At 62.6% G+C, this 22,220-nt stretch carries 21 protein-coding genes; 10 read left to right on the forward strand and 11 right to left on the reverse strand.

The features are described from left to right. Positions 1–9 precede the first annotated feature (9 nt). Complete coding sequence (locus AMK05_RS12355; protein WP_064838758.1) at positions 10–966, reverse strand: transketolase family protein; 957 nt, start codon at positions 964–966, stop codon at positions 10–12. Next, complete coding sequence (locus AMK05_RS12360) at positions 966–1,775, reverse strand: transketolase (protein WP_064838760.1); 810 nt, start codon at positions 1,773–1,775, stop codon at positions 966–968. The genes AMK05_RS12355 and AMK05_RS12360 overlap by 1 nt, the downstream gene beginning before the upstream one ends. Positions 1,776–1,986: 211 nt before the next feature. On the opposite strand from AMK05_RS12360, the gene AMK05_RS12365 reads away from it, so the two are divergent. The 5 genes from AMK05_RS12365 (at position 1,987) to AMK05_RS12385 (ending at position 7,553) form a co-directional block, all read left to right on the forward strand. Next, positions 1,987–2,967, forward strand: a complete 981-nt coding sequence (locus AMK05_RS12365) for an ABC transporter permease (protein WP_064838762.1) — start codon at positions 1,987–1,989, stop codon at positions 2,965–2,967. Positions 2,968–3,083: 116 nt separating this feature from the next. After that, positions 3,084–4,013, forward strand: a complete 930-nt coding sequence (locus tag AMK05_RS12370) for a sugar ABC transporter substrate-binding protein (RefSeq protein WP_003569108.1) — start codon at positions 3,084–3,086, stop codon at positions 4,011–4,013. A gap of 235 nt (positions 4,014–4,248) precedes the next feature. After that, positions 4,249–5,727 (forward strand): sugar ABC transporter ATP-binding protein, encoded by a 1,479-nt coding sequence (locus AMK05_RS12375; RefSeq protein WP_064838764.1) that lies wholly within the window; start codon positions 4,249–4,251, stop codon positions 5,725–5,727. 22 nt (positions 5,728–5,749) lie between these two features. Then, the gene (locus tag AMK05_RS12380) at positions 5,750–6,538 is read left to right on the forward strand and encodes an SDR family oxidoreductase (RefSeq protein ID WP_064838766.1); all 789 of its coding nucleotides are present in this window, start codon (positions 5,750–5,752) and stop codon (positions 6,536–6,538) included. A gap of 232 nt (positions 6,539–6,770) precedes the next feature. Beyond that, entirely contained in the window at positions 6,771–7,553 is a 783-nt protein-coding gene (locus AMK05_RS12385) for a glucose 1-dehydrogenase (protein ID WP_064838769.1), read from the forward strand. Between the two features lie 535 nt (positions 7,554–8,088). On the opposite strand, the gene AMK05_RS12390 is transcribed toward AMK05_RS12385, so the two are convergent. Together AMK05_RS12390 and AMK05_RS12395 are read right to left on the reverse strand one after the other, a co-directional pair. Further along, positions 8,089–9,420 (reverse strand): IS1182 family transposase, encoded by a 1,332-nt coding sequence (locus tag AMK05_RS12390; protein WP_082935607.1) that lies wholly within the window; start codon positions 9,418–9,420, stop codon positions 8,089–8,091. Positions 9,421–9,727: 307 nt separating this feature from the next. Then, positions 9,728–10,495 (reverse strand): SDR family oxidoreductase, encoded by a 768-nt coding sequence (locus tag AMK05_RS12395; protein WP_064838772.1) that lies wholly within the window; start codon positions 10,493–10,495, stop codon positions 9,728–9,730. 342 nt (positions 10,496–10,837) lie between these two features. Between AMK05_RS12395 and AMK05_RS12400 the strand changes: the two genes are divergently transcribed. Genes AMK05_RS12400 through mobB form a run of 3 tightly spaced genes read left to right on the forward strand, consistent with a single transcriptional unit; the run spans position 10,838 to position 12,900 of the window. Beyond that, the gene (locus AMK05_RS12400; RefSeq protein ID WP_064838774.1) at positions 10,838–11,746 is read left to right on the forward strand and encodes a DMT family transporter; all 909 of its coding nucleotides are present in this window, start codon (positions 10,838–10,840) and stop codon (positions 11,744–11,746) included. 9 nt (positions 11,747–11,755) lie between these two features. Next, positions 11,756–12,385 (forward strand): molybdenum cofactor guanylyltransferase MobA, encoded by a 630-nt coding sequence (gene mobA / locus AMK05_RS12405; RefSeq protein ID WP_064841349.1) that lies wholly within the window; start codon positions 11,756–11,758, stop codon positions 12,383–12,385. Next, entirely contained in the window at positions 12,382–12,900 is a 519-nt protein-coding gene (mobB, locus tag AMK05_RS12410) for a molybdopterin-guanine dinucleotide biosynthesis protein B (protein WP_064838776.1), read from the forward strand. Before mobA ends, mobB begins: the two co-directional genes overlap by 4 nt. Here mobB and AMK05_RS12415 read toward each other — a convergent pair. The 3 genes from AMK05_RS12415 to AMK05_RS12425 form a co-directional block, all read right to left on the reverse strand. Continuing rightward, positions 12,835–14,997 carry a hybrid sensor histidine kinase/response regulator gene (locus tag AMK05_RS12415; protein ID WP_082935715.1) on the reverse strand — a complete coding sequence of 721 codons (2,163 nt, stop codon included), beginning with the start codon at positions 14,995–14,997 and terminating at the stop codon, positions 12,835–12,837. The genes mobB and AMK05_RS12415 overlap by 66 nt on opposite strands. Continuing rightward, entirely contained in the window at positions 14,969–16,480 is a 1,512-nt protein-coding gene (locus AMK05_RS12420) for an ATPase domain-containing protein (protein ID WP_064838780.1), read from the reverse strand. Before AMK05_RS12420 ends, AMK05_RS12415 begins: the two co-directional genes overlap by 29 nt. Positions 16,481–16,631: 151 nt before the next feature. Beyond that, a complete protein-coding gene (locus AMK05_RS12425; protein ID WP_064838783.1) occupies positions 16,632–17,525 on the reverse strand; it encodes a LysR family transcriptional regulator in 894 nt (297 codons plus the stop codon). Between the two features lie 192 nt (positions 17,526–17,717). Here AMK05_RS12425 and AMK05_RS12430 point away from each other — a divergent pair, with 192 nt between their 5' ends. Both AMK05_RS12430 and AMK05_RS12435 read left to right on the forward strand, forming a co-directional pair. Continuing rightward, positions 17,718–18,113, forward strand: a complete 396-nt coding sequence (locus AMK05_RS12430; RefSeq protein ID WP_064838785.1) for a (R)-mandelonitrile lyase — start codon at positions 17,718–17,720, stop codon at positions 18,111–18,113. A gap of 13 nt (positions 18,114–18,126) precedes the next feature. After that, positions 18,127–19,116, forward strand: coding sequence for an aldo/keto reductase (locus AMK05_RS12435; protein ID WP_064838787.1), 990 nt, complete (start codon positions 18,127–18,129; stop codon positions 19,114–19,116). A 44-nt stretch (positions 19,117–19,160) separates the two neighbouring features. On the opposite strand, the gene maiA is transcribed toward AMK05_RS12435, so the two are convergent. From maiA to AMK05_RS12455, 4 genes are read right to left on the reverse strand one after another with little or no spacing between them, the layout of a single operon-like run. Further along, a complete protein-coding gene (maiA, locus tag AMK05_RS12440) occupies positions 19,161–19,796 on the reverse strand; it encodes a maleylacetoacetate isomerase (RefSeq protein ID WP_064838789.1) in 636 nt (211 codons plus the stop codon). Continuing rightward, positions 19,777–20,052, reverse strand: coding sequence for a hypothetical protein (locus tag AMK05_RS12445; protein WP_145924763.1), 276 nt, complete (start codon positions 20,050–20,052; stop codon positions 19,777–19,779). The genes maiA and AMK05_RS12445 overlap by 20 nt, the downstream gene beginning before the upstream one ends. 60 nt (positions 20,053–20,112) lie before the next feature. Further along, on the reverse strand, positions 20,113–21,435 hold the full coding sequence (locus AMK05_RS12450; RefSeq protein ID WP_064838793.1) for an ATP-binding protein: 1,323 nt from the start codon (positions 21,433–21,435) through the stop codon (positions 20,113–20,115). After that, positions 21,432–22,172, reverse strand: coding sequence for a response regulator (locus tag AMK05_RS12455; RefSeq protein ID WP_064838795.1), 741 nt, complete (start codon positions 22,170–22,172; stop codon positions 21,432–21,434). The genes AMK05_RS12450 and AMK05_RS12455 overlap by 4 nt, the downstream gene beginning before the upstream one ends. Between the last annotated feature and the right edge of the window lie 48 nt (positions 22,173–22,220).

A 22,220-nucleotide genomic window follows, 5' to 3' on the forward strand; every position in this document is an offset into this window, starting at 1 on the left:
CATCCCAGTTTACTTACGCTTGATCAGCGACTGTGCAGCGTCGGCGATTGCCGATGGCGACATCCCGTATTCGTCGAGCAGGAATTCTGCCGAACCTGTGGGGGCATAGACGCCGGGAACGCCGAGACGCTTCATCGGCACCGGAGCATTGTCGACCACCACTTCGGCGACCGCGGAACCGAGCCCGCCAAAGATCGAATGCTCTTCGGCGGTGACGATCGCTCCGGTTTCCCTCGCCGCGGCGATGATGGCTTCCTCGTCGATCGGACGAACCGTGGCGAGGTTGAGCACTCTGGCATTGATGCCGCGGCCAGCGAGAATCTCTGCCGCCTTGACAATCCGATGGGTCAAGGTGCCGTTGGCGATAAGCGTGACGTCGGAACCCTGGCGAAGCAGATTGGCCTTGCCGAGTTCGAACCTATGCCCCTCCGGAAGCAGATCCGGCACACCGACCCGCGACAGACGCAGGAAACATGGCCCGTTATAGGCCGCGGCCCACTCGACCGCGGCAGCGGTTTCGATGCGGTCACAGGGCGCAATGACCGGAAGATTGGGCAGGACCCGCAGCCAGGCGAAATCCTCGATGGAGTGATGCGTCGGACCGAGTTCGCCATATGCCATTCCGGAGGAAATGCCGACCAGCTTGACGTTGGCATTCGAGTAGGAAATATCAGCCTTGATCTGCTCCAGCGACCGTCCCGTGAGAAACGGCGCAGCGGCGCACACGAATGGAAGACGCCCGCCATTGGCAAGGCCCGCTCCAACGCCGACCATGTTCTGCTCGGCAATGCCGACGTTGACGAGGCGCTCTCCAAACTTCGACTTGAAACCGCCGAGCTTGGAGGAACCGACGGAGTCGTTGCAGACGGCAACGATCGTTTCGTTTTCAGCTGCCAGCCGCTCGAGCGTGGAGGCAAAGGCGTCGCGGCAATCGTGGAGCTTGGGTGGGTTTACTGGCGCGTTCATTAGAGTGCCTCCGACAATTCTGCCAATGCGATTTCGTATTGTTCCTTATTGGGCACCTTGTGGTGCCAGTCGACCCGGTCCTGCATGAACGAAATTCCATGGCCCTTGTTGGTATGGGCAACAATACAATGCGGTCTCGATCCCCGGTGTTCGAGCGCCGGAACGATCTCGCTCATATCGTTGCCGTTGATCTCGGTGACGTCCCAATCGAAGGCCTCGAGCTTCGGCCGAAGCGGAGCGAGATCGTTGGTTTCCGAAAGCGCCGCACCCTGCTGGAACCTGTTGTGGTCGATCACCAGCGTCAAGTTGTCGAGCTTGAACTGCGCGGCCGCCATGATCGCCTCCCAGTTGGAGCCCTCCTGCATCTCACCGTCGCCGGTGACGACATAAGTGTGATATCCAGCGCCGGCGAGTTTGGCGGCTTTCGCCATTCCGACGGCGACCGGAAGACCGTGGCCGAGCGGCCCGGTATTCGTTTCGACGCCGGGAACCTTGTTGCAATTCGGATGCCCGTTCAGCCTCGAATGCGGCTGCAAAAAGGTGGAAATCTCCTCCTCCGGAATGAAGCCGCGTTTGGCGAGCGTCACATAGAGAGCGCAGGCCGTATGTCCCTTTGAAAGAACGAACCTGTCGCGGTCGGGATGCTTCGGCTGATCCGGCCAGACCTTCAGCACACGAAAATAGAGCGCCGTCAAAATGTCGATGACCGACATCTCCCCGCCAATATGGCCGGCGCCCGCTTCGAAGACCGCCTGAAGATCGCGCAATCGGATCTCGCGGGCGATGCGCTCAAGTTCTGTCCTATCCATGATTCCTCGCGTGCATAAATATTCACTATCCAATATTTTTGCACAACATACCGATTAGTCAAGCCCCTTAAACGAGGCTGCCAGCGTAAGCGCCGCCAGAAATCTTGTTGACAGCTGGAAAGCAAGTTGTTAATGAATTTTCCAGCAGGAGTGAATAATTATTCTAACCTGAGCGAATATTGAAATACAAGCCTAGGCAGAGGGAGGAGCAATGGTGGCGCTCGATATCAATGAACACGGGCTTTCGTCCGGCGCCTGGCTGAGCAAGCTCAAGGGAGCGACAGGTCCGCTCGTGGGATTGCTGGCGCTGTGCGTCTTTCTGAGCCTCAGCACGGACACGTTTCTTTCGGTTCGAAACGGCCTCAACATCCTCGACCAGATCACCGTTCTCGGCATCATGGCTGTTGGAATGACCTTCGTCATCCTGATTGGCGGCATCGATCTCTCCGTCGGCTCGGCACTCGCCCTGGCCATGATGGTCATGGGCTGGACCGCCAACGTCGCCGGCCTGCCGCTGCCGGTCGGGATCGTCTTTGCGCTGATCGCATCGGCATTTTCCGGCCTGATCGTCGGACTTCTGGTCACCCAGTTCAGGGTCCCAGCCTTCATCGCCACGCTTGCGATGATGTCTGCGGCGCGCGGCGTCGCCAACATGATCACGGACGGCCAGCAGATCGTCGGATTCCCTGACTGGTTCATGATGCTGGCAATCGATCGCCATTTCGGCGTCATGACGGCCACGGTCTTTCTCATGCTCGCGGTTGTTCTCGCGGCCTGGCTCTTCCTGCACTTCCGCTCCGAGGGACGCATGCTCTATGCGGTGGGCGGAAACGCCGAAGTCGCGCGGCTGGCCGGCATCAACGTGCCCCTCGTGACGATATCAGTCTATGTCGTGAGTGCCGTCCTTGCGGGGCTTGCGGGCATCGTGCTCGCCGCCCGGCTGGATTCCGTCCAACCATCAAGCGGTCTCGGCTACGAGCTGGACACCATTGCCGCTGTCGTCATCGGCGGGACTTCGCTCTCCGGCGGCGCGGGCGGCATCGGCGGAACGCTGATCGGCGTCCTGATCATCGGCGTGCTGCGCAACGGGCTCAATCTTCTCAACGTCTCGCCGTTCCTGCAGCAGGTGATCATCGGCATCGTCATCGTGCTCGCGGTCGGCGCGGAGACCATTCGTCGGCGTCGCGCCTGACGAGCAGGGTCCGCCGCGTTGGCGGGCCCAAAATTCCGCCCCGAAATTGGGGGCGGATCAGTGCCCCGAGGGGGAGGACATACCCGAGGGTTCCATCAAACAACGGAGGAAATACAATGAAAATAGCGCGCACCATGCTCGCATCTGCTGCACTGCTCGGTCTCATGCTCGGCCCCGTGCACGCGGCGGAACTGAAGAAGCTCGGCCTCGCCGTTGCCAATCTTCAGGCAAACTTCTTCAACCAGATCAAGCAATCGGTCGAGGCCGAAGCCAAGAAGCGCGGCATCGAAGTCATCACGGTCGACGCAAAGGGCGACGGACCGACGCAGGTCAACCAGATCCAGGATCTTCTGACCCAGAAAATCGACGCGCTGATCTACATTCCGGCAGGTGCAGCGGCCGCGACCGTTCCGGTCAAGCTGGCCAAGAGCGCCGGCATCCCGGTCGTTAACGTCGACCGCAACGCCGAGGGTGCACCGGGCGATACCTTCCTCGCAACGGATTCCGTCGCCTCAGCCAAGGCGGTGTGCGACTACATTCTGAAGGAAGCCGGCGGCAAGGGGAAGATGGTCATCATCCACGGCCAGAAGGGCACGACGCCGGAAGTCGATCGCTCGAAGGGCTGCGCTGAATCCCTCAAGGCCTATCCTGACGTGAAGGTTGTCGCCGAGCAGTTCTCGAACATCTGGAGCCAGGACGAAGGCTTCCAGATCATGCAGAACATGCTGCAGGCAAACCCGGACGTTTCGATCGTTTTCGCACAGGCCGACGGTCTCGCCCTTGGCGCTGCCCAGGCGATCAAGGTCGCCAATCCGTCGCAGAAGATCGTGGTTGGCGGTTTCGATGGCGACACCGCGGCTCTCGAAGCCCTCAGCAAGGGTGTCTTCAACGTAACGGCGACACAGCAGACGCAGAAGATGGGTCGCGATGCGGTTGAAAACGCAGCCAAGCTTGTCGCCGGAGAAAAGGTACCCCCGGTCCAGCTGATGGATGCGACGCTGACGACCAAGGAAAACGTCGCAGGCTTCATCGCCAACCATCCCTAAAGCATGTCGCGCAAAAGTGTGCCGCGGTTTTGCGGCAACGACATGCGTAAAAACAAAGAGCTAAAGCGCGTCGCATGAATCAAGTTTGACGCGACGCGCTTTAGCGCATCGCGCCGAAAGTCGGGAAGGATTTTCGGAAAGCACGATGCGAGGATTGAAAGTGTTAGAGCGTCCTTTGTCCGTCCGAAAGGACGCACGGCGCTCCAATGAAGTCGAGGTCTTGAGGAGGTGTGCCATGACTGACCCGGTTCTTTCCCTGAAGGGCATATCCAAGTGGTATGGGCCGCTCCAGGTTCTGAAGAATGTCAGCCTGGACGTCTATCCGGGCGAAGTGGTTGCTCTGCTCGGTGAAAACGGAGCGGGCAAGTCGACCCTGTCGGGCATCATCGCCGGGTCACGCACACCGTCCGAAGGATCGATGACATGGCTGGGGCAGCCTTATGCCCCGGCCACCCCCCGGGAAGCGATCGACAAGGGCGTTGTGCTGATCCATCAGGAACTGCAGCTTCTGCCGCAGCTGTCGATCGCGGAAAACGTCTTCATCGGACGCTGGCCGATGAAGAACGGCGTCGTCGACCGTGCCCAGATGGTTCGCCGGGCGCAGGACCAGCTCGCGCGTTTGAACCTTCACATACCCGCCACGCGGACGGTCGCCGGCCTTTCCACCGCAAATCAACAACTGATCGAGATCGCCAAGGCGCTGGCTCTCAACGCCAAGCTGCTGATCCTCGATGAACCGACAGCCGCCCTCGGCGGCGCGGAGACCGAAGCGCTGTTCGAACAGGTTCGTAAGCTCCGGTCGGAGGGTGTCGGCATCGTTTACATTTCCCACCGTATGGAAGAGATCAAGCAGATAACCGACCGGATCGTCGTTCTTCGCGACGGGGAGCGGGTGCAGGAATTCTCAGACAGCGCCACCCCGGTGCGAACGATTGTCGAGAGCATGGTCGGGCGCCCGCTTGACCGCCTGTTCCCGACTCTGCCGGTGCCGACAGACCGTCCGGTCCTTGAGGTGTCCGGGCTGAGTTCGCCGGATAATTCGTTCCGCGACGTGACCTTCGAGGTGCGGGCCGGAGAAATTCTGGGCATTGCCGGATTGGTCGGCGCCGGCCGCACCGAACTGGTGCGGGCGATTTCGGGCGCCGATCCGATCAGTGCAGGTTCGATCAAGCTGGAAGGCGAGGAACTCAGGCTGCGCGATCCGGCGGACGCGATCGCCAAGGGCATCGTGATGGTTCCGGAAGACCGCAAGGAGCAGGGTCTGATCGTCGGGCACCGGATCAGCGAAAACGTCATCTACGCCAATTTGGACAAACTCGGCGGTGGCTGGATTACGCCGCGGGTCAAGCGCTCGTTTGCGGAAAAGGCAGTTGCCAAGTTCGGCGTCAAGGGCCGTGCCGAGCAATATGCCTCGGACCTTTCCGGCGGCAACCAGCAGAAAGTCGTCATCGCCAAGTGGCTGATGCGCGATCCCAAGGTCGTCGTGCTGGACGAACCGACGAGAGGCATCGACGTCGGCGCCCGCGCCGGCATCTACGATATCATCGTCAATCTCGCCAAACAGGGCGTCGCGGTCATCGTCGTAAGCTCGGACCTCGAGGAAGTTCTCGGGGTCTCCAATCGCATCCTCGTGCTTGCGCAAGGCAAGCAGGCGGGCATCCTCAATCGTGACCAGGCAAATGACGTTTCGGTCATGGAGCTGGCCACCATCTAAACAGACAAAGAAAGGAAGAGCGGTGCCCGACATCACTCTGAACGCCCCGAAGCTTTTCGATCTCAGCGGCCAGGTTGCCATCGTGACCGGCGCCGGGAGCGGCATTGGGCAGCGCATTGCCATCGGCCTTGCGCAATGCGGCGCCGACGTGGCGCTGCTCGACCGTCGAACCGACGACGGACTGGCCAATACGGCTGAACATATTCGCGCCGCCGGCCGCCGCGCGATCGAGATCGCGGCTGACGTCACGAGCAAGTCTTCCCTCGGAGAAGCAGTCGCACGGACCGAAGCCGATCTCGGCGCCTTGACCCTTGCCGTCAACGCCGCAGGCATCGCCAACGCGAACGCCGCCGAAGAGATGGAAGAGGATCAATACCAGACGTTGATGGATATCAACCTGAAGGGCATCTTTCTTTCCTGCCAGGCCGAGGCCCGCGCCATGCTGAAGAATGGACGCGGCTCCATCGTCAACATCGCTTCCATGTCCGGCGTGATCGTCAACCGGGGCCTGAGCCAGGCGCATTACAACGCCTCCAAGGCGGGCGTCATCCATATGTCGAAGTCTATGGCGATGGAATGGGTCGGCCGCGGCATTCGCGTCAACACCATCTCCCCCGGCTACACGGCAACGCCGATGAACACCCGTCCGGAGATGGTTCATCAGACCAAGCTTTTCGAGGAGCAGACGCCGATGCAGCGCATGGCAGCGGTCGACGAGATGGTCGGTCCGGCGGTGTTCCTGCTGTCGAATGCGGCAAGTTTCGTCACCGGCGTCGATCTTCTCGTCGACGGTGGTTTCTGCTGCTGGTGATGCGGATTACAAAGCTCGTTGCCGGCAACTGGAACATGAACCGATCTCGCTTCCTCCCTGGCTGAGATCGAGGCGCTGAAGGGACCAACGGGCACGACGGCGCGATATCGCCGCCTGCCCGCCCTTCCCGCCGATAGAACGAGCTGAGGCCGACGCCGTCACTGGCGCTCAAGACCGCGCGAATCCGTTGAGCGGATTTGCGGCCCTCGACGGATACCCGAAAGGAAAGAGCATGAAACGCTTTGAGCAAAAGACTGTCGTCATTACCGGAGGCAGCCGCGGCATCGGCGCTGCCATCGCCAGGCGTTTTGCCCGCGAAGGCGCCAATCTCGTCGTTTCGGCCAACGAGGATCTGGTCCACGGCGTTGCCGAGCAGATCCGGGCCGAAGGCGGCAAGGCGATCTCCTTCATCGGCGACGTGACCGACAAAACAAGCGTCATCGCCCTCTACGATGCGGCCGAGACGGAATTCGGCTCTGTCGACGTCTCGATCCAGAATGCCGGCGTCATCACCATCGCCCGCGTCGAGGACCTCACCGAGAACGAGTGGGACAAGGTCATGGCCGTCAACACCAAGGGCGTCTTCCTCTGCGCCCAGGAGGCGATATCGCGCATGCGCAAACACAAGCGGGGCGGCCGCATCATCAACACCGCCTCTGGCCAGGCCCGCGACGGCTTCATTTTCACGCCGCACTACGCCGCCTCGAAAATGGGCGTGGTCGGCGTCACCCAGAGCCTGGCCAAGGAAGTCGCGACCGAAAACATCACCGTAAACGCCTTCTGCCCCGGCATCATCGAGACCGACATGTGGGCCTATAACGACGAGGCCTGGGGCAAGCTGCTGGGCAACTACGCCCCCGGCGAACTGATGAAGGAATGGGTCGAAGGCATCCCGATGAAACGCGCCGGCTCCGGCGAGGACGTTGCCGGCCTGGTCACCTTCCTCGCCAGCGACGACGCCGCCTACATCACCGGCCAGACGATCAATGTCGATGGCGGGTTGATTATGTCGTAGGTGGGATGGAGGCTTTCGGCGGGACGGCACTGAAGCTAAATGTGAAATAATTTCGCAGCCATATGCCTTTCGCTTGCCGCTCAAGGCGTTCGTCGCTGCCGCTCCTCACCCCTCATCTGCCCTGAAGGGCATCTTCTCCCCGCTGGGAGAAGGGGGGCAAGCTGCACGATCAACATCCCTGCACCAAAGGTCTCAAGAGGAGTGAGACGCCACCACGATTCCCCTTCTCCCCAGCGGGGGTCCGAAGGACGGGTCGAGACCGACGGCTCGACCCCGGTCGATGCCGGCAGGCAGATGAGGGGGTGAGCGGCAAAGCCGCGAATGCGCTGAGCGAAAGCAAAGGGCAAGAGAAGCAGGCACCAGGGCAGTGGCCGACCCCGTCCTTCGAGGCCCCTGCGGGGCACCTCAGAGCTTGTGAAGCTTTTGAATCCGGCGCGTTTTTGGCCGATCTTGGCTGGCCGATGCAGTCGAGCGTCAGGCGATTGCGCGCTGCGTTCGGATGGTCGCGTGTTGGTGTCTGGGTGGTGACAGTGGCTCAGCCCTTGGCAAGCCGATGGCCTTGCAAGATATTGTTGGTGAGTGCGTAGCAGAGCACGACGGCCTGGACCTTTTCGATGCCGCGCACCGTCAATTGTCGCAGATTCCAGTTGCGCCAGCGGGCATGGACGCATTCGCAGATCGATCGGGGTTTGTACTGAGCCTTGCCCGCCTCGCTTGCCATGCGGGCCCGCCAGGCCGACACACCCGGACCGTCGCCGCGGCGCGGCAAGAAGGGATCGGTTCCGTGCTTGGACTGAGTGGGCGGACAAAAGACCTCAACCCCTTCGCCGTGCGCCCACTCGATATCTTCAGCGCTGCCAAAGCCGCCATCGGCGAGATAGCGCCGCGGCAGATGGCCGCTTAGCGCGCGCAACCGCTCCAGCATCGGCCGCATGAGGCCGCGATCGGAGCCGGCATTGGTCACCTCGAGCCCGACCACGAACTGCTCACCGGCCGTGCTCGCAACCTGCACATTATAACCCGGGCGGAAGCCGCCGTCGGCCATCTTCATCACCCGCGCCTGTGCATCCGTGCTGGAGGCGCGCGGCTCCTTCGGCTTTTTGCCATTGCCGCGCTTTTCTTCGCGCGCCTGGCGATGGCGCTCGATCTCGTCAAGAGCGACCTGGGCTGCTCTGAGCCGCTCGCCGCGCTCGCGCGCCGCCCGCTCCCTGGCCGCCTCGATGCGCCGAGTGCTGGCATCCGAACGCGCATCGACCTCGTGCTTGAGCTGATCCACAACCGCCTCGGCAATGGAAAGATGCCGATCAAGCGTCGCTTTGCGGCCGAACGAGGCCGCACCCGCGCTTGCCCGGACCCGCACGCCATCCTGCGCCAGACAATCGAGAGTGACGAGGCCGGCACCGGCAAGCGCCGCCAGATGCTCGGCAAGCAGCCGGTCGAGCAAATCGGCGCAACCAACCCGAAAATCCGACAGTGTGTGATAGTTCACCGAGACACCGCCGCACAGCCAGCGATAGACGTCGTGGCTCCCGCACTGCCGTTCCAGCGCCCGCGCGCTGCCGACGCCGTCGCTGCTGGCATAGAGCCACAGCGCCAGCAAAAGCCGTGGCGAAATCGGTGGATGGCCTGGCCGGTGCTCACGCGCCTTGATCCGATCTTCGAGCGTGCTCAGATCCAGTCCCTCGACATAGTTCCAAATGACCCGCACCGCATGATCCTGGCCGATCAAGCTGTCGATATCGACGGCACGCAACTCGATCTGATCGCGCACCGGCTCACGCATGCGCGCCGCTCCGCGTCCCACCTGAGCACTTCGCCGCGCTCCATGCACCGGCAATCCTTCGAACAGGTCGTCGCCCACCATCATCCCCCAAGCAAATCAACGACCCAACAGAATCACAATCCAATCGCCTCCGCTACCAAACATTCACAGGCTCTCAGGATGAGGTCGGAGAGAGGGCGCTGCTTGTGGTTCACCGGAGAGCGAAGCGGCAAGCCAGATCCCACTCTGCGTGGCACACAGGGTGGCCTCCAGCCACTCGCCACAAGATCAATCAAGCCAAACAGCACCACAATCAGCCCTCATCCTGAGGTGTGCAGGCCGCAGGCCGGAGCCTCGAAGGACGAGGGCGGGTGGCTCGACCTGCAACACGCCGATCCCACCCTCGCCCAGCCTACGTCCGGCTGATCGAAACCCCGCCATCCGCCAGCATTGCCGTCCCCGTCACGAAGCTCGCCATATCCGACGCCAGGAACAGCGCCGCATTGGCGATCTCTTCCGGCCGGGCCATGCGCTTCAGCGCATGCAGCCCCTCGACGAAGGCGAGCAGTTCCGGCGTCGCATCGGGTGCGTTGGTGATCGCAGCCGGCGTATCGGTGCCGCCGGGCAGCAGCGCGTTGACACGGATGTTCTGCCGGCCGAGTTCGGTCGCGAGCACCTGAACGAAGCCGATCAGCCCCGCCTTACCAGCCGCATAGGCGGCCATCCCGGGCATGCCGGCGGTGTGGCCGACGAAGGTCGAGGTGAAAATCAGCGACCCGCCGCCTTTTCCCATCGCCGCCGACTGGTGTTTGGCGCCGAGAAAGGCGGCGGTGAGGTTGGTCTCGATCGTTTCGCGCCAACCCTCCGGCGACAGTTCCGCCACCGGGCCCATTTCGCCGACGCTGCCGGCATTGTTGAAGGCGATATCGAGCTTGCCGAACCGCGAAACCGCCGTATCGGTGAGCCTTGCCTGCAGCGCCTCGTCCCGGACATCGCCCGATATGGCGACAGCCTGCCCGCCCTCCGCTTCGATTTCGGCGACGACGGCATTGAGCGCCTCCTGTCGCCGTCCGGTGACCACGAGCTTAGCACCCTCCCGTGCAAACAGCTTGGCCGCCGCGCGGCCGATGCCGGAGCTTGCGCCGGTGATGATCGCGACCTTGTCGTTCAGAAGTGTCATGTCCGTTTCTCCTCTGTTGTCGAGGCATCAGGGATCGCAAACATCAGGCAAGACAGCCACCCGATTCCCGCGCGGACGAACGAAAACCGGCGGCGATCGATGATTTCGGCCGGCAATCAGCTCCATCGCCAAACGAGGACGGAAACCTCGATCGACGCATCGGAAATACCGGAATTCGCATTGTAAAACGTTCACTTGCCGCGGTTTTTAAACATGCACCTGCCGCAGCGTCAGCACCATTGTGCGCCGCATCATCGATTTATCCCGGGTGTGACATTCATCCGATTCCCTTCATGGTTCTTCCCGACTAAGAAGGGGCGCACAGGTAAAGGGAATCTCTTCATGCCGCGGTCACGCAACACTCAGGGCGCCATCTATATGAGCATGGCGATGGCCGGCTTTTCCGCGAGTGATGCTCTCTCCAAATCTGTGATTGCCTATATGAACGCCGGCGAGATCATGTTCCTGCGCGGCCTCTTCACCAGCCTGCTCGTCTATCTGATCGCCAGGAAAATGGGCGCGCTGCGCTCCTGGCGCCTGGTGCTTAAGCCGATCATCATTCTCCGCATCGTCTGCGAGATGCTCTCCGCCGTCACCTATATCACCGCGCTCGGCGTGATGCCGATTGCCAACGCCTCGGCGATCCTGCAGTCGCTGCCGCTGGTCGTCACCTTCGGTGCTGCACTCTTCTTCCGCGAGCCGGTCGGCTGGCGGCGCTGGTCGGCGATCTTGGTCGGCCTCGTCGGCGTGATGATCATCATCCGCCCCGGACCGGAGGGGTTTACACCAGCCGCCCTGCTCTGCGTCGGCGCGGTGCTGACGACGGCCGGCCGCGATCTCGCCACCCGCTCGATCGATCCGGAGATTCCCTCGCTGATGATCACCGTCATCACCGCCGTCTCTATCTCCTTCTTCGGGGCTTTGCTCATCCCGGTGCTCGGCGGCTGGCAGCCGGTCAGCGCGACGTCGCTCGGGCATCTCCTGCTCGCCTCGGTGCTGGTGCTCGTCGGCTATCAGTCGGTCATCCTCGCCATGCGTACCGGCGAAATCTCCTTCGTCGCGCCATTCCGTTATACCAGCCTGATCTTTTCCTCCCTGCTCGGCTTCTTCTTCTTCGCCGAAGTGCCCGACAGCCTGATGCTGCTCGGCGCTGCGATCGTCATCGCTTCCGGCCTCTATACGTTCTATCGTGAGGCCAAGCGCCGCGTATCGCCGATCGCGCAGGAATCCGCGCCGCGCTCACCGGTTTGAGGCAGGATGATGACTGAATTCTCGCTCGACAGATCCGATATAGCAGGCGTGGTGCTGGCCGGCGGCCGCTCGCAGCGCATGGGCCGCGACAAGGCGGACGTGATGCTCGGGACCGAAAGCCTGCTCCGCCATGTGCTGACCCGCCTCTCGCAGCAGGTCGTTCCCGTTGCCGTCAATGCCGATACCGCCACTGAGGATGTTCCCGTCGTTCCCGACCGTTTCCCCGGCAAGGCCGGGCCATTGGCCGGCATTCATGCGGCCATGGTCTATGCCGCCGGCCTGCCCGCGGTCACCCATGTCGTCACCGTCTCCGTGGATTGCCCGTTCTTTCCGGCCGATCTCGTCGCCCGGCTGGCGGCAGCGCTCGAACGCCCGTCGCAGATCGCCATCGCCGCCTCCGAGGGCCGCAGCCATCCCGTCTTCGGTCTCTGGCCGGTGACGCTCGCCGCCGATCTCGAAACCTGGATCGCCGCCGACGAAAAGCGCCGCGTGCGTGACTTCCTGTTACGGCATGACGTAACGGAAGTCGCGTTTCCGCTGCATCCGACCCGCGCCAGCCTGCTCGATCCCTTCTTCAACATCAACACGCCCGATGATCTCGTCGAGGCGCAACGCTGGCTGGAGGCCCTTCGCGCATGACCGCCCCGAAAATCTTCGGCATCGCCGGCTGGAAAAACTCTGGCAAGACCGGCCTCGCCGTCCGGCTGGTGACCGAGTTCACCCGCCGCGGCTACACGATCTCGACGATCAAGCACGCCCATCATGATTTCGACATCGACAAGGTCGGCGCCGACAGTTATCGCCACCGCCAGGCCGGCGCCCACGAGGTCACCATTGTCTCCGGCACGCGCTACGCCATCATGCACGAGCTGCGCGGCGCCCCCGAACCCGAATTCGAGGAAATTCTCGCCCGTCTCGCCCCCTGCGATCTCGTGCTGATCGAAGGCTACAAGCGCGAATCGATCCCGAAGATCGAGGCCCGCCGCCTGGAGGCCGCCAATCGCCAGCCGCTGGCGCCGAGCGACCCTCATATCCGCGCCATCGCCGCCGATCATGCCGTTGCGGATACGGCCCTGCCCGTCTTTGATCTAGACGACACAAGCGCCATCGCCGATTTCATCGCAGCGATCGTCGGCCTTGAACAGCAGCCCTGAACCCCGCGCGCGGCCCGATCCGAGCACTTGAGAAGTCTCGCCGGCCACCGCCCTGGCGATTTCCTTGGCGAGCTGGGCCTGATCATAAGGTTTTCCCAACCTCGGAAGATCGATATCGGTGCCGGCGGGAAGATCGGCATAACCTGTCGCCAGCACGATCGGCAGCGCCGGATGAATGTCCCGCGCCGCCGCGGCGAGCTGTGCGCCGGTCATACCGGGCATCGAATAGTCGGTGATCACAAGATCGAACTGCTGACCGCTCCTGATCAGCTCCAGCGCCTGCGCGCCGGAATTTGCCTCGACGACCTCATGGCCGAGATCTTCGAGCATGTCGACCGAGCTCATGGCGATCAAGGCGTCGTCGTCGACCAGCAGGATCTTCAGCCTGGATGCGGCCGGCGAAGCGGGCAGTTCGGGCTCGGCGCGCCGCTCGGGCCACCGTTCGGTCGCCGGAAGCCACAATTCCGCGGTCGTTCCCACCCCAAGCTGACTTTTCAGAATAAGTGCGCCATTGAGCTGAACGGCAAGACCGTGGATCATCGACAATCCCAGGCCCGTGCCCTTTCCGAGTTCCTTGGTCGAGAAAAACGGATCGACGGCCTTCTTCAGCGTCTCCGCGTCCATGCCGGTGCCGCCGTCGGTCACCGCTAGGACAAGATAGGCTCCCTCGCCGAGATGGTCGTTACCACAGACGACCTCTTCCTCGCGCAGCGAAATGGACACGGCGCCCCCATCCGGCATCGCATCGCGGGCATTGACGGCAAGGTTGAGCAGCGCCAATTCGAGCTGGTTCGCATCAACCAGTGCCGGCGGCAATCTTGCCGGCAGGGTGGTTTCGATGCTGACCGAAGTGCCGACCGAGCGCCGCAGCAGGTCGTTCATGCCGGAAACCAGCTCGGCCAGATCGACGGGCTTGACCTGCAAATCCTGCTGTCTGGCAAAAGCCAGGAGCCGTTGCGTCAGCGCCGCCCCGCGGCGCGCGCCCTGAAGCGCCCCGTCGACGAGACGCGTCGCCTTGGCGTCTCCGGCCACGTGTTTGCCGAGCAGCTCCAGATTTCCGAGAACGACCATCAGCAGATTGTTGAAGTCGTGGGCGACGCCGCCCGTGAGTTGACCGATCGCTTCCATTTTTTGGGATTGGCGAAGCTGCTCTTCGGCTCTTTCACGCTGTGCGACCTCTTCAAGCAGGGTCTGGTGGGCGGCATTGACCTCCCTGGTCCGCTCCCTGACGCGTTCTTCGAGGGTTTCATTGAGCCGTCTCAGATTTTCCTCGATGGTCTTGCGGGCGGTGGTATCGGAGCAGACGCCGACGAGCTTCCTGGCGGAACCGTATCTGTCGGCATAAAGCTGGGCATGAACCTCGGTCCAATGCAGTGATCCATCAGGCCAGAGCGTCCTGTGCTCCAACGAATAGTCGCGGCCGGTATCGATTGTCTGGCGCAGGCGCGCCAGCACAAAGTCGCGATCGTCGGGATGGATGCTTGCGATCAGATCGTCACGCGTCACCTCATCATCCGGCCCTCGGCCGAAGACTGCCTTACAGGTCGCCGAAGCCGACAAGACCATCGAGGACAGCTCCAGCTCCCACGCCCCGAGACGACCGGCGGCGAGCGCTGTCTGCAGCCGCCGCTCTCCCTCTCCCAAAGCTTCCAGCCGGGCGCGCGCTTCATACTGGCGAAGCCGCCCCTTCAGTGCGGTCCGCGCAACGCTGATGAAGGACGTGGCATGGAACGGCCTCTCCAGAAAAGTCACGTTGCCGAGGAGCTCGGAAAGCCTGGCGGCGGCAGGATTTCGGTCAGGTCCGCCGCCACGCTGGGTGAGGACGATGAACGGCAGATCGGACCAGCTTGGCTGAGCGGCAACCCATGCAGCAATCGGTGTCAGGTCACACCCGCGGACGGCCTCTTCCGTCAAAATGCCAACCGCGACTTCGTCGTCGAGGGATGATGCGAAAACAGTGAGGTCGGCAACAGCTATCGAGGCTAGTCCGGCCTCATCGGTCAACGATGCCGCGACCTGGGCGTCGCGTCCGGCCGGTGCGTAGATCAGCGCCTTCGGGTCTTGGAGATTAGGAATTGCCGCCGTCCTCGCTGTCAGTGGGCAAAAGCGGAGCGGTCGCTGCGACGAACTCCGGAACACCACGAAGCACGCCCTGGAAACCGACGATGGGATCTCCGAATGTCAGGCCGCCAGCGTCGATCCGATATTCCCGGATGGTGTCCTCGTGGTGGCCGGTCCTTTTCTTGATGATGGAGACCGCCCGCCGCACGCGCCCGACCGCCTCGAAATATCGCAGCAGGATGACGGTGTCGGCGAGATAGGTCACATCAACAGGTGCCTTCATGTCGCCGACCAGTCCATGCTGGGCAACGGTGAGGAAGGTGTTGGCGCCCTGCCTGTTCAGATACTGCAGCAGCTCGTGCATATGCAATATCAGCGAATTCTCGTCCGGCATCGAGGCCTGGTAGCCGTTGATGCTGTCGATGACGACGGTCTTCGCTCCCGATCTGTCAACGGAAGCACAGACCCGATGGGCGAACTCACCCGGTGACAGTTCCGCGGCATCGAGTTGCTCGATATGCAGCAGACCCTGATCCCTCAGGGCCTCAAGATCCATGCCGAGCGCTTTCAGGCGCGTGAAGAGCAAACCAAGCTCCTCGTCGAAGATGAAGGCAGCCGCCCGTTCGCCGCGTGCGATGGCCGCCATCAGAAATTGAAACGAGAAAGTACTCTTGCCGGTACCGGCCGGACCCAGGATCAATGTACTCGACCCTCGTTCGAGCCCGCCGCCGAGAAGCAGGTCCAGCCGGGCAATACCGCTGGAAAGCTGATTGCGAGCATAATTCGACCTGTGTTCGGCGGCGACGAGACGCGGAAACACGACGACACCGCCGGTCTGGATGGTGAAATCGTGATAGCCGCCGCGGAACGCCTGCCCACGATATTTCGTCACCCGCAGGCGTCGCCGCTCGGCGCCGTAATTCGGCGCCAGCTCGTCGAGATGAATGACCCCGTGCACGACGCTGTGCACTGTTTTGTCAAGCGTGTCGGAGGTCAGATCGTCGAGGAGAAGGACGGTCGCCCCTTGGCGCGCAAAATAATGTTTGAGCGCAAGAATCTGCCGGCGGTAGCGCAGCGAGCTCTGTGCGAGCAGCCTTATTTCGGAAAGGCTGTCGAGAACCACCCGGCTCGGCTTGACCCGCTCGAAGGCTGCGAAGATTTCTTGTGTCGACTCACCGAGTTCAAGATCCGACGAATAAAGCAGGCTCTGTTGCTGGTCGGCATCCAGCAGGCTTTCCGGCGGCACGAGCTCGAAGACTTCGATATTGCCGTCGACCACCATGCCGTGCGATGAGGCACCGGCCCTAAGCTCGCTCTCGGTTTCCGAAAGGGTGATGTAGAGCCCCTGCTCTCCGAGCCGCGCCCCTTCGATCAGAAACTGCAATGCGATGGTCGTCTTGCCCGCTCCGGGATTTCCCTCCAGGAGAAACACGTGGCCAGTGGAAAGGCCGCCCGCCAGAATTGTGTCCAAACCGGACACTCCGGTCCGGGCTTTCGTGGCAGGTGCCGCAGTATTCATGCATTGTTTCCTCAGTTTTAATGGGAATTAGCGGCGAGCGATGGAATGTCAAATCGCCGGTAGGCGTGATTTTGCTTCCGGTAAAAGCCGATCGATCGAACGCCTGCGGCTCGGATGCGCGCCCGTCCGCGCCGTTCGAAACTGCCGGCGTCTATCCTCGATAACGAAGCGCATCGACGACGACGGCAAAGGCCGGCGACGTGTGCCGGCGGCTCGGATAATAGAGATGATAGCCGGGAAACGGCAGGCACCAGTCCTCGAGCACGCGCACCAGCCGCCCGTCGGCCAGATGCGCCGCGACCACGTCCTCCGGCATGTAGGCAAGCCCCAGGCCTGCCAGCACCGCGCTTAACCGCAGCGCTATATTGTTGAAGACCAATTGTCCTTCGACGCGAACCCTGAGTTCACGCCCGTCCTTCTCGAACTCCCAGGCATAGACGCTGCCATAGGTCGGCAGGCGCAGATTGATGCAATTGTGGTCGGTCAGTTCCTGCGGCGTCAGCGGCTTCGCCCTGGTGTGGAAATAGTCGGGAGCGCCGACCACGGCCATGCGCATGTCCGGGCCGATGCGCACCGCGATCATGTCCTTCGCCACCTGTTCTCCAAGCCGCACCCCCGCATCGTAGCGCTCGGCGACGATGTCGGTCAGGCCGTAGTCGACGATGATTTCGACATTGATATCGGGATAATCAGCCAGGAGCTTTTCCAAGGCCGGCCAGAGTACGGCATCGGCCGCATGCTCGCCGGCATTGATGCGGACGGTGCCGGCCGGCTTCTCCCGGAACGCGCTCAAGGCCGCAAGCTCGGTCTCGATCTCGTCGATGCGCGGGCCTATGGTAAGAAGCAGCCGTTCCCCGGCCTCCGTCGGCGAGACGCTGCGCGTTGTCCGTGTCAGCAAGCGCAGTCCAAGCCTTTCCTCCAGCCCGCGGATGGTGTGGCTGAGCGCCGATTGCGAAACCCCCAGCTTGCCCGCCGCCTTGGTGAAGCTCTGCGCGCGCGCAACGGCAAGAAAGGCGATCAGGTCGTTGACGGCGGGACGCGACATTTATGAAATTTCCTCATGAGTTCTTGCCGTTTATACCACCTAATCACGACCGGGCCCACGCGCTAAATAGCTTCTCATCCCAGGCAGACATGTCTGCCCCCGGCGGACCTGTCCGCCCAAGCGACATGTCCGCCGAAGCGGACTGTCTGCCCCGGCGGAAACCGCACCCCAACAACAGGAAAGGAAGACGAGATGGACATCAAGCGAAGCGGTTCACAGCCTTCGGCCAAGGGACCGTCCGACTGGTTTACCGGCAGCGTGCGCGTCGATCCGCTGTTTGCAGTGACGAGCCCCGCACGCGCGGCCGGCGCGAGCGTCACCTTCGAGCCCGGCGCCCGAACCGCCTGGCACACCCACCCGCTCGGCCAGACGCTGATCGTCACCTCGGGCTGCGGCCGCGTGCAGCGCGACGGCGGGCCTGTCGAGGAGATCCGCGCCGGAGACGTCGTCTGCTTCGCACCCGGTGAACGCCATTGGCACGGCGCGTCGCCGACGACGGCGATGACCCATATCGCCATCCAGGAACAGCTCGACGGCAAGGTCGTCGACTGGTTGGAGCATGTCACCGACAGACAATATCAAGGCTAGAAAGGAAACGTCTATGCAGAAGCGTGAACTCGGAAAGAGCGGACTTCAAGTCTCGGCCATCGGTCTCGGCTGCATGGGGCTGAGCTATGGTTACGGCCCGGCAACCGGCATACCGGAGGCGATCGCGTTGCTCCGGCGGGCATTCGAACGCGGCGTGACCTTCTTCGACACCGCCGAGGCCTATGGACCCTATAAGAACGAAGAGCTTTTGGGAGAGGCGCTCGCTCCCTTCCGCAGCGAGGTGGTGATCGCCACGAAATTCGGCTTCAACTTCGACGCCAATGGCGGCCAGAGCGGCATGAACAGCCGCCCGGAGCAGATCCGCGCGGTTGCAGACCAGGCGCTGAAGCGCTTGAAGACCGATGTCATCGATCTGTTCTACCAGCATCGCGTCGATCCGGATGTTCCGATCGAAGACGTCGCCGGCACGGTCAAGGCGTTGATTGCGGAAGGCAAGGTCCGGCATTTCGGCCTCTCCGAAGCCGGCGCCCAGACGATCCGCCGCGCCCATGCCGTCCAGCCGGTGACGGCGCTGCAGAGCGAATATTCGCTCTGGTGGCGCGAGCCCGAGCAGGAGATCCTTCCGGTGCTGGAAGAGCTCGGCATCGGCTTCGTGCCGTTCAGTCCGCTCGGCAAGGGCTTCCTCACCGGCGCGATCAGCGAAACCACAACCTTCGACAGCAAGGACTTCCGCAACATCGTGCCGCGGTTTTCGGCAGACGCGCGAAAGGCCAACCAGGTGCTCGTCGATCTCCTCGCAGAGATCGCCGCGCACAAGAAGGTCACCTCTGCCCAGGTGGCGCTCGCTTGGCTGCTGGCGCAGAAGCGCTGGATCGTGCCGATCCCCGGCACCACCAAGCTGCATCGGCTTGACGAGAACATCGCAGCCGCCGACGTCGAACTGACCGTTGAGGATCTCGGCAATATCGAAAGCGCGCTCGCCAGCATCAAGGTGGAAGGCGATCGCTATCCCGCGCATCTGCAGGCAAGGGTCAACCGCTGAGAAAAGAAGCGGCCGCCATCGTTTGCGGCCGCTTCTTCATCGCGTCATCGTCTCGGCGCCGGCGCGTTCTCCTGGAAAGCCGGGATCGCCTCGAGCCTGCCGACAATCTCGGCAATATTGGGCCACCGGGCGAGATCGAAGCCCATGCGGCGGGCGCTGATCGCCTGCGGGAAGAGAAAGATATCGGCAACGCCAGGCCGGTCGCCGATGGCGAAGACGCCCTGCCTCCGGCCGGCAATCATCGTCTCCACAGCTGCCATTCCCTCACCGACCCAATGGCGGCTCCAGGCGGCAATGGCATCGGCATCGGCCTGGAAGGTCGTTTTCAGATGCAGCCCGATCCGCGGCGGCAGCAGCGCATGGATCTCGGCTGCGATCGCCAGCGCGATCGACCGCGCCAGTGCCCGGCCCTCCGCTGTGTCGGGCAGCAGCGCCGGTTGCGGCTGGACCTCGTCGAGATATTCGACGATCGCCAGCGACTGGGTGATGAGAACGCCGTCATCCGTAAGCAAGGCCGGCACCAGCCCTTGCGGATTGACGCTGCGATATCCGTCCTGCCGGCTCTCGGCCTCTTCGCCGAGAATGCTGACCGGCAGCGCCTCGGCCGTCAGCCCCTTCAGGGCGAGCGCGATGCGAACTCTTGAGGTCGCCGAGGAAATTTCATTCTGATAGAGTTTCACAGTCTTTCTCCCTGATGGCCTGAAACGAAACCGTGGATGCCGCCGTCACGAGGCCGGCAAGCGGCGAAGGTTCCCGCGAGCTTACGTCGTAGATGCAGGGCGCGGCGAAAACCGCCCCTCCCAGAATGCAGATGATCATCAATCGCATCAAATCCTCCATGGCTGCTGCCGCGACCGGCTTGAACGGAGTGTGTTTGACCGACTGTTGTATCCGGCATGTTTCCGACATCGGCCGTGATGTCACAAAACGTAGCATCCGTTATCCAGGGTATTTTCCCATACAAGAAACGCCGGAAACTCTCCGGCGGCCCCATCGTCACCGAAGAGTGATTTCCGCCGCCAGCCCGCCGCCGGGGCGATTGTAGAGCCGAAGGGATCCGCCGATTTTGGCGGTCAGCTGCTGGGCGATCGCAAGACCGAGACCGGTGCCGCCGGTCTCCCGGTTGCGGGATTGCTCCAGCCGGAAGAAAGGCTGCATGGCGGCTTCGAGCATCTCGTCAGGAATTCCAGGCCCCCGATCCATCACGGTGATGACGACATCGTTTTCCGCGTTGTGCCCGACGCTGATTTCGGCAGCACCCGCAAACTTCAAGGCATTGTCGATGAAGTTCGACAGGATACGGCGAAGAGCGTGCGGCTTGGTCGAGGCGGCGCCCTGAACCGGCCCGACGACCGTCACCGCCTTGCCGGTGTCCTGGTAGTCGTAGGCTATGCTGTCGATGAACGAGGCGAGATCGATGCGGGCATTATTCTCGCCGCTGCCGTGGGCGCTGCGCGCATAGGCTATGCCGTCCTGGACGAGGCGCTGGATCTCGCCGAGATCATGTATCAGCTTGTCTTTCTCGGGCGAATCCTCCGCCATATCGGCGCGCAGCCGCATGCGGGTGATCGGCGTCTGCAGGTCGTGCGAGATGGCCGCCAGGATCTGCACGCGCTCCTCGAGATAATGGGCGATCCTCTCCCGCATCGCGTTGAATGCCCTCGCCGCATGCGCGACCTCGCTCGGACCGGCCTCACTCAAGGCGGAACCGTCCTTGTTGGGATCGAGGGCATCGGCGGCGGCAGCAAGCGTGCCGAGCGGCCGGATCGCCTGGCGAACCGCAAACCAGGTGCAGAGGATGAGCAGCAGCATCTGGACGATGAAGACATAGGGCAGCCATGCGGCGATCGGCATGACGCCCTTCGGGGTGACGTCGATCGTCAGCGGGCTTCCGTCGCTCAGCGTCAGATGCGCCTGCAACCGGTTCACCTCACCTGGTATCCGTTCGATGCTGATCGGAAAACGATGCCCGATCGCCTCCTCGATCTTGCCTGATATCTCCGCCCCCTTGCTTGATGTGTCAGGCACCCCGGGAAGTCCGGTCCCGAGCACGAAACGGTAGTTGCCCCGGCTCAGCCGATCCAGAAGATCGCCGCGCTCGCCAGGCGGGAGCCGGTCGAGAACGGCGATCGACGTTGCAACGTCATTCTCCAGCGTGCCGAGCATCACAGCTTTGGCCGACATGGTGCGCTCCATGTAGAGCACGCCGAAGGACAGCCCGTAGGCAAGGGCGAGACCGATCAGAAGGATGAGGAAGATCCGCGACCGCAACGTCCTCGGCCATACAGAACCCACCAACGAAGGGATGGCCGCCCTCATGGACGCAGCTCCGTGATTTCGACCGGAACCGAAAATACATAGCCTTCGCTGCGCACCGTCTTGATGTAGGTCGGTTCGCGCGCATCGTCGCCCAGCCGCTGGCGCAGCCGGCTGACCAGGAGATCGATCGAACGATCGAAGAGATCGGCGTCGCGGCCCTGCGTCAGGCTCAGAAGCTGATCGCGATTGAGCACCCGCTGCGGATGATCGATGAAGACGCGAAGCAGCCGGTACTCGGCGCCGCTGAGTGCAATCGCCGTCCCCTCCTTGTCGAGCAGATGCCGGGCGACCGTGTCGAGCCGCCAGTCGCCGAAGCTCAGCAGCTGCCCCGCTTCGCTGATCTGCAGGTTGGGCGGCAGCATGCGCGTGCGCCGCAGCACCGCCTTGATGCGGGCCAGCAGCTCGCGCGCGGCAAAGGGTTTGGCGAGATAGTCGTCGGCGCCCATCTCTAGCCCGAGGATCCTGTCCATCTCGTCGGTGCGCGCCGTCAGCATCAGGATCGGGATGGCCTTGTGCCGGCCGGAGCGCAATTCGCGGCACAGCACCAGCCCGTCGTCGCCGGGCATCATCACGTCGAGCACGATCAGGTCGACGGCGTTGGCTTCGAGAAAGCTGCGCATCTGCCGCCCGTCCGCGGCAACGCTGGTCCTCAGCCCGTTCTTCTGCAGATAGCCCGAGACCAGCTCGCGGATTTCGCGATCGTCATCGACGACCAGGATGTTATCGACATGATCCATATGTCCGTATTCCCTTACCGATAGAAGCAGTCGCGCCCTTCGCCTCGA

Source organism: Rhizobium sp. N324 (assembly GCF_001664485.1).
In the GTDB taxonomy this organism is placed as follows: domain Bacteria; phylum Pseudomonadota; class Alphaproteobacteria; order Rhizobiales; family Rhizobiaceae; genus Rhizobium.

Coding starts and splice junctions, on each gene's coding strand:
- AMK05_RS12455 (WP_064838795.1), bottom strand. CDS start 22,172: ATGGATCATGTCGATAACATCCTGGTCGTCGATGACGATCGCGAAATC.
- AMK05_RS12445 (WP_145924763.1), bottom strand. CDS start 20,052: ATGCTACGTTTTGTGACATCACGGCCGATGTCGGAAACATGCCGGATA.
- AMK05_RS12430 (WP_064838785.1), top strand. CDS start 17,718: ATGGACATCAAGCGAAGCGGTTCACAGCCTTCGGCCAAGGGACCGTCC.
- AMK05_RS12395 (WP_064838772.1), bottom strand. CDS start 10,495: ATGACACTTCTGAACGACAAGGTCGCGATCATCACCGGCGCAAGCTCC.
- AMK05_RS12385 (WP_064838769.1), top strand. CDS start 6,771: ATGAAACGCTTTGAGCAAAAGACTGTCGTCATTACCGGAGGCAGCCGC.
- AMK05_RS12390 (WP_082935607.1), bottom strand. CDS start 9,420: ATGATGGTGGGCGACGACCTGTTCGAAGGATTGCCGGTGCATGGAGCG.
- AMK05_RS12355 (WP_064838758.1), bottom strand. CDS start 966: ATGAACGCGCCAGTAAACCCACCCAAGCTCCACGATTGCCGCGACGCC.
- mobA (WP_064841349.1), top strand. CDS start 11,756: ATGACTGAATTCTCGCTCGACAGATCCGATATAGCAGGCGTGGTGCTG.
- AMK05_RS12375 (WP_064838764.1), top strand. CDS start 4,249: ATGACTGACCCGGTTCTTTCCCTGAAGGGCATATCCAAGTGGTATGGG.
- mobB (WP_064838776.1), top strand. CDS start 12,382: ATGACCGCCCCGAAAATCTTCGGCATCGCCGGCTGGAAAAACTCTGGC.
- AMK05_RS12435 (WP_064838787.1), top strand. CDS start 18,127: ATGCAGAAGCGTGAACTCGGAAAGAGCGGACTTCAAGTCTCGGCCATC.
- AMK05_RS12425 (WP_064838783.1), bottom strand. CDS start 17,525: ATGTCGCGTCCCGCCGTCAACGACCTGATCGCCTTTCTTGCCGTTGCG.
- AMK05_RS12420 (WP_064838780.1), bottom strand. CDS start 16,480: ATGAATACTGCGGCACCTGCCACGAAAGCCCGGACCGGAGTGTCCGGT.
- AMK05_RS12365 (WP_064838762.1), top strand. CDS start 1,987: ATGGTGGCGCTCGATATCAATGAACACGGGCTTTCGTCCGGCGCCTGG.
- AMK05_RS12400 (WP_064838774.1), top strand. CDS start 10,838: ATGCCGCGGTCACGCAACACTCAGGGCGCCATCTATATGAGCATGGCG.
- AMK05_RS12370 (WP_003569108.1), top strand. CDS start 3,084: ATGAAAATAGCGCGCACCATGCTCGCATCTGCTGCACTGCTCGGTCTC.
- AMK05_RS12360 (WP_064838760.1), bottom strand. CDS start 1,775: ATGGATAGGACAGAACTTGAGCGCATCGCCCGCGAGATCCGATTGCGC.
- AMK05_RS12450 (WP_064838793.1), bottom strand. CDS start 21,435: ATGAGGGCGGCCATCCCTTCGTTGGTGGGTTCTGTATGGCCGAGGACG.